General features: G+C 70.7%; 3 protein-coding genes and 1 pseudogene. 3 read left to right on the top strand and 1 reads right to left on the bottom strand.

Annotated elements, in window-relative coordinates:
- Positions 1-1,410: pseudogene (locus tag AB8Z36_RS29760) on the top strand (ATP-binding SpoIIE family protein phosphatase); the annotation flags it as partial.
- Positions 1,411-1,534: 124 nt separating this feature from the next.
- Here AB8Z36_RS29760 and AB8Z36_RS29755 read toward each other — a convergent pair.
- Positions 1,535-3,790 (bottom strand): transglycosylase domain-containing protein, encoded by a 2,256-nt coding sequence (locus tag AB8Z36_RS29755; protein WP_369216486.1) that lies wholly within the window; start codon positions 3,788-3,790, stop codon positions 1,535-1,537.
- Between the two features lie 297 nt (positions 3,791-4,087).
- Here AB8Z36_RS29755 and AB8Z36_RS29750 point away from each other — a divergent pair, with 297 nt between their 5' ends.
- Positions 4,088-4,615 carry a PadR family transcriptional regulator gene (locus AB8Z36_RS29750; RefSeq protein WP_369216485.1) on the top strand — a complete coding sequence of 176 codons (528 nt, stop codon included), beginning with the start codon at positions 4,088-4,090 and terminating at the stop codon, positions 4,613-4,615.
- On the top strand, positions 4,612-5,240 hold a 629-nt coding region (locus AB8Z36_RS29745), incomplete at its 3' end, for an ABC transporter ATP-binding protein (protein ID WP_369216484.1). The genes AB8Z36_RS29750 and AB8Z36_RS29745, both read left to right, overlap by 4 nt.

The following is a 5,240-nucleotide window of genomic DNA, read 5'->3' as shown; positions in this document are numbered from 1 at the left end:
GCCCCGCGGGCACCGCCCTGCCCTCGCCGAGGTCCTGCGCGGCGTGCGCCCGGTCTTCGCGGACTCGGCGGCGGCGCAGGCGGCCCCCCCCCCCCCCCCCCCCCCCCCCCCCCCCCCCCCCCCCCCCCCCCCGGGGSGCAGCGGGCCATCCTCGCCCCGCTGCGGGGCCGCCGGCGGGTGATCGGCGCGGCCGTGTTCCTGCGCCGCCCCGACCGCCCCGCGTTCGAGGTGGACGACCTCCTGGTCGCCGCCCAGCTCGCCACGCACAGCGCGCTCGGCATCGACAAGGCCGTCCTGTACGGCCGCGAGGCGTACATCGCCGACGAGCTCCAGCGCACCATGCTCCCCGAGACGCTGCCGCGCCCGACCGGCGTGCGGCTCGCCTCGCGCTATCTGCCCGCGGCCGAGACCGCCCGGGTCGGCGGCGACTGGTACGACGCGATCCCGCTGCCCGGCAGCCGCGTCGCCCTGGTCGTGGGCGATGTGATGGGGCACTCCATGACCTCGGCCGCGATCATGGGCCAGCTCCGGACGACCGCGCAGACCCTCGCCGGGCTCGACCTGCCGCCGCAGGAGGTCCTGCACCACCTCGACGAGCAGGCCCAGCGGCTCGGTTCGGACCGCATGGCCACCTGCCTGTACGCGGTCTACGACCCGGTGTCGCACCGCATCACCATCGCCAACGCGGGCCACCCGCCGCCCGTCCTGCTGCACCTGGGCGGCCGTGCCGAGGTGCTGCGCGTGCCGCCGGGCGCCCCGATCGGCGTGGGCGGCGTCGACTTCGAGGCCGTCGAGCTGGACGCCCCGGCGGGCGCGACGCTGCTCCTGTACACGGACGGGCTCGTGGAGTCCCGGCTCCGCGACGTCTGGACCGGCATAGAGCAGCTGAGGGAACGTCTCGCCGCCACGGCACAGCTCACCGGGCCGGACCACCCGCCGCCCCTGGAGGCGCTCTGCGACGAGGTGCTCGACATGCTCGGCCCCGGTGACAGGGACGACGACATCGCGCTGCTCGCCGCCCGCTTCGACGGCATCGCGCCGAGCGACGTGGCGTACTGGTTCCTCGAACCGGAGAACGCCACGCCCTCGCGCGCCCGCCGCCTGGCCCGCAGCGCCCTCGCCCGCTGGGGCCTTGAGGAGCTGACGGACTCGGTGGAGCTGCTCGTCAGCGAGGTGGTCACCAACGCCGTGCGGTACGCGTCCCGGCCGATCACCCTGCGGCTGCTGCGGACGGACGTGCTGCGCTGCGAGGTCGGCGACGACGTCCCGCAACTGCCCAGGCTCCGCCAGGCCCGTGCCACGGACGAGGGCGGCCGGGGGCTCTACCTCGTCAACAAGATGGCCAGGCGCTGGGGCGCCACGCGGCTGAGCACCGGCAAGGTCGTCTGGTTCGAGCTGAACCGGAGCTAGCCGCCGCGGGCACCCGCAGCGGGCACCCCGCGTACGCGAAGGCGCCCGGACCCTCCTATGAGGTTCCGGGCGCCTTCCGTCGTTCTCGGCGCCTGCCGTCAGTCGTTGTTCTCGGCGCCTGCCGTCAGTCCCTGCCGAACAGGCCGTCCGGTCCGTCCGGCGGGTCGGCGGTGTCCGACGGGTCGGGCTCCTCGGTCGTGGGCCTGGTCGTCGGGCGCGTCGTCGGTGACGTGGTCGGCGAGTGCGTCGGCGTCCTGGTGGACGGCGACGGCGTCGGTGACTTCGTGGTCGGCTCGTCCTCCGGCTCCGTCGGCTTGTCCGTCGGCTCCTTCGGCGCCTTCGACGTCGGGTCCGGGGGCGGCGCGATGGCGGCGCCCATGTCGGTGTCGAGGTCGAACTCGCTGGGCGAGCCCATCGCGTCGAAGGTGTAGGCGGCCCAGATCTCGGCGGGGAAGCTGCCGCCGTCGACGCGGGGGCGGCCGCCCGCGCCCTTCATGGAGACCTGCTTGTTCTTCTCCGGGGTGTCCGGAGCGCCTTCGCCGAACAGGCCGACGGAGGTGACCAGCTTCGGCGTGTACCCCGTGAACCAGGCCGACTTGTTGTCGTCGGAGGTGCCGGTCTTGCCCGCCACGTCCTGGACGGGGTTGCGCACCGCGTGGCCGGTGCCGTCGTCGACCACGCCGGTCAGGACCGAGGTGAGCGAGTCGGCGGTGCCGCGCTTGACGACCTCTTCGCCGATCGGGTCGGGCAGGTCGACGGTGCGGTCCTTGTGCTCGACGGAGCCGACGAGCGCCGGGGTGACCTTCTTGCCGTGGTTGTCGAGGGTGGCGTACACGCCCGCCATCTCCAGCGGGCTCGCGCCCATGGAGCCGAGGGTCTGCGCGGGCACCGCGGGCAGGCCCTTGACGTTCATGCCGAGTTTGCCCGCCATCTCCATCACCTGGGGCATCCCGACGTCCACGCCCATCTGCGCGAAGACGGAGTTGATGGACTTGTTCATCGCCTTCTGGACGGTGACGGGACCGTAGTCGACGTCGTCCTCGTTCGGCGGCGCGAAGCCGACCTCGCTGCCCCTGACCGGGCGCCTGCTCGTGCCGTCGTAGATGGTGCCCGCGGTGATCGGCTTGCCGTCCTGCGTGGTGGCGCCGTGCTCCAGGGCCGCGGCGAGGATCAGCGGCTTGAAGGTGGAGGCCGACTGGTAGTCGCGGCGGGTGGCGTTGTTCGTGTAGTGCTTCACGTAGTCCTCGCCGCCGTACATGGCGAGGACCTTGCCGGTCTTGGGGTCGACGGACGCGGCGCCCGCCTGGACCCTGGCGTCGGCCTTGTTCTTCTTGCGGTCGAGCCGGTCGTTGAGCTTGTTGTCGACGGCCCTTTCGAGCTGCTTCTGCTTCTTGGGGTCGATGTTCAGGGTGATGGTGTAGCCACCGGCCTCGAACTCGGCCTCGGTGAGGTCGCTGTTGCGCAGGACCTCGCGCTTCGCCTCCTCGACGAGGTAGCCGATCTGGCCCTCGCGGCCGGGCGGCGCCTTGGGGTCCTTGGGCTTGGCGAACTTGTACCCGGCCCGCTTGCCCGCGTCCAGCCAGCCCTCGTCGACCATGTTGTCGAGCACGTAGTTCCAGCGCTGCTTGACGAGCTTCTTGCCGGTCGGCGTCGCGGCGGCCCAGTCGTACTGGCTGGGGGCCTGGAGGAGGGCGGCGAGGTAGGCGCCCTGCCGGACGTTGAGGTCCTGGGCGTCGACGCGGTAGTAGGCCTGGGCGGCGGCCTGGATGCCGTAGGCGCCGCGGCCGTAGTAGCTGGTGTTGATGTAGCCCGCGAGGATCTCGTCCTTGCTCTTCTCGCGGTCCACCTTCAGCGAGACGACCAGTTCCTTCAGCTTGCGGCTGACGGTCTGCTCCTGGCTGAGGTAGTAGTTCTTCACGTACTGCTGGGTGATGGTCGAGCCACCCTGCTTGCCCTTGCCGGTGAGGGTGTTGAGGACGCCTCGGGCGGTGCCCTTGAAGTCGACGCCCTCGTCCTTGTAGAAGGACTTGTTCTCGGCCGCGACGAAGGTCTTCTGGACGTCCTTCGGGACCTTGTCCAGGTCGACGATCTCGCGGTTCACGTCACCGGTGCGCGCGATGACGTCGCCGTTGCTGTACTTGTAGACGTTGCTCTGCTTCTTGGCGAAGTCGTTGCCCTTGGGGATGTCGACCACCAGGTACAGCACGACGAAGCCGAGCATGCCGAGCAGGATGATCCCGAAGAACGCCCCCAGCAGCTTCTTCCAGGTGAAGAAGCGGCGTATGCCGGTGCGCTTGGGCTTGCCCCCGCCGGACGGGCGCCCGCGCGCTGCCCGGCGGGCACCGCGCTGCCGCGCTTGTCGTTCTTCGGCTCGGCCCATGACTGAGAGTGCTCCGCTTCGTCTCGTACGACCCGCACGTCCCGCACCTCTGTGTGCCTCGCGTACGTCTCGTCTTCTCACTGGCAAGTCATCCGGTCGCTAAGTCAGCTCATGAAGCTAACACCGCACCAAGGGACAAAGGTCCTTCGATCCGGTCTTTTCCGGACGTGACAATGAGCACCTGCCCCTTAGGAACCGACGGTCTCAGGGGCCCGAAGGTTGCTCACCAGTTTTACGTCACAGGCTCTGCACCAGGCGTATACACACCACGTATACACACCGTGTAGAGTGCTCCGCATGTCCATTGGCCACACCCTTCTGGGTCTCCTGGAGGCGGGCCCCCGCCACGGCTACGACCTCAAGCGCGCCTTCGACGAGAAGTTCGGGCACGACAAGCCCCTGCACTACGGACAGGTCTACTCGACCATGTCCCGCCTGCTGAAGAACGGCCTCGTCGAGGTCGACGGCATAGAGGCGGGCGGCGGTCCCGAGCGCAAGCGGTACGCGATCACCGAAGCGGGCATCACCGATGTCCAGCGGTGGCTCGCCACCCCGGAGAAGCCCGAGCCCTATCTCCAGTCGACCCTCTACACCAAGGTCGTACTCGCGCTGCTCACCGAGCGCGACGCCGCCGAACTCCTCGATGTGCAGCGCGCCGAACACCTGCGGCTGATGCGCATCCTCACCGACCGAAAGCGCAAGGGCGACCTCGCCGACCAGCTCATCTGCGACCACGCGCTCTTCCATCTCGAAGCCGATCTGCGCTGGCTGGAGCTGACCGCCGCGCGTCTCGGCAAGCTCGCCCAGGAGGTGCGCTCCGCATGACCCCCGCCGGTTCCCTTCTCCAGGCCGAAGGACTCCGCAAGACCTACGGCCCGACCGCCGCGCTCGACGGCGCCGCGTTCTCCATCCACCCCGGCGAGGTCGTCGCCGTCATGGGCCCCTCGGGCTCCGGCAAGTCGACCCTGCTGCACTGTCTCGCCGGGATCGTCCGGCCCGACGAGGGCTCCATCACGTACAACGGCCGCGAACTGACCGGCATGCCGGACACCGCGCTCAGCGCGCTGCGGCGCAGCGAGTTCGGGTTCGTCTTCCAGTTCGGCCAGCTCGTGCCCGAGCTGACCTGCGTCGAGAACGTGGCCCTGCCGCTGCGGCTGAACGGCGCCCGGCGCAAGGAGGCCGAGGCGACCGCCCTGACCTGGATGGAGCGCCTGGAGGTCGCCGACGTCGCCGCCAAGCGGCCCGGCGAGGTCTCCGGCGGCCAGGGCCAGCGCGTGGCCGTCGCCCGCGCGCTCGCCACCAGCCCCCGCGTCGTCTTCGCCGACGAGCCGACCGGCGCCCTCGACTCCCTCAACGGCGAGCGCGTGATGGAGCTCCTGACCGACGCCGCCCGCTCGACCAACGCCGCCGTGGTCCTCGTCACCCACGAGACCCGGGTCGCCGCCTACTC

Source organism: Streptomyces flavofungini (genome assembly GCF_041028215.1).
Taxonomy (GTDB): Bacteria; Actinomycetota; Actinomycetes; order Streptomycetales; family Streptomycetaceae; genus Streptomyces; species Streptomyces flavofungini_B.
This window is presented reverse-complemented; position numbering and strand designations above follow the sequence as displayed.